Raw genomic sequence first — 901 nt, 5'->3', positions numbered from 1 at the left:
GGGCGCAGGCAGCGCAAGATGCCGCGCTGCGCGTGGTGCACGCCGTGACCCGCTGGCGTGAAGCGGGCGGCAACGGATGGGTATTCAAGAAGATTGACTCCACGCTGCGCGGCAACCTCGGCGCGGAAATCGCGGCAGCGTTGACGGCCAGCGGTGCTGACATGGCGCTGATTGCACCTGCTGTTCCGGCGCTTGGGCGCATCACCCGTGACGGGAAAGTGTGGGTCAACGGGACACTGCTGACCGAAACCGAATTTGCCAGCGATCCAAAAACGCCGGTACGCAGCGCCGATATTGCCGAACGTATCGCGGAACAAAGTGCCTTGACCACGGCGACCTTAAGTGTGAGTGAAAATAATCATTCTGCTCTCGCCGCGCAGCTGCGGCGCTTGCGCGATGCGGGTATCAAGGGGGTGATTATAGACGCTGAGACACCGCAGGCATTGGCTCTGATCGTGGCGGCCGCGCAGACGCTGCCAGTGAAACCGCTGTTGGTTGGCGCCGCCGGCCTGAGCGATGCGCTGGCTCAGGCCCTAAGCTTCACGCCGCCACCGCGCCCCGCATTGCTGGCGGTGGTGGGCTCGATGAGCGAAATGACGCAAAAACAGATCGCGGACGCTGTTTGATGTGGATGTCCGCCCTTTGCTTACGTCTGCGGGAGCCACATTGGCGCAAGACACCGCGCGCGCCGCGGCCGACGCGCTGCTGGCAGGCAGACATTGCCTGATTCGTACCTGCCGTGACGAGCAACAGCGCCACGAGATTGCGCAGCTATGCCAGCAGCACGGCCTCAGCCGTCAGCAATTGGGTGAACGTATCAGTGATTTTCTGGGAGAAATGGCCCGTTGCACGGTGGCGTTATGCCGTCCGGCAGGGCTCTATCTCTCCGGTGGCGACGTGG

The 901-nt window shown here is 63.0% G+C and carries 2 protein-coding genes; both read left to right on the top strand.

What is annotated here, in order from left to right; genetic code table 11:
• On the top strand, positions 1–626 hold a 626-nt coding region (locus J5224_RS30640; RefSeq protein ID WP_264628801.1), incomplete at its 5' end, for a four-carbon acid sugar kinase family protein.
• A gap of 40 nt (positions 627–666) precedes the next feature.
• A partial coding sequence (locus tag J5224_RS30635) for a nucleotide-binding domain containing protein (protein ID WP_319802516.1) occupies positions 667–901 on the top strand: 235 nt, incomplete at its 3' end.

It is taken from the genome of Candidatus Symbiopectobacterium sp. NZEC135 (assembly GCF_025962695.1).
The sequence above is the reverse complement of the archived record's forward strand: the minus strand, read 5'-3'. Positions and strand labels throughout refer to the sequence as shown.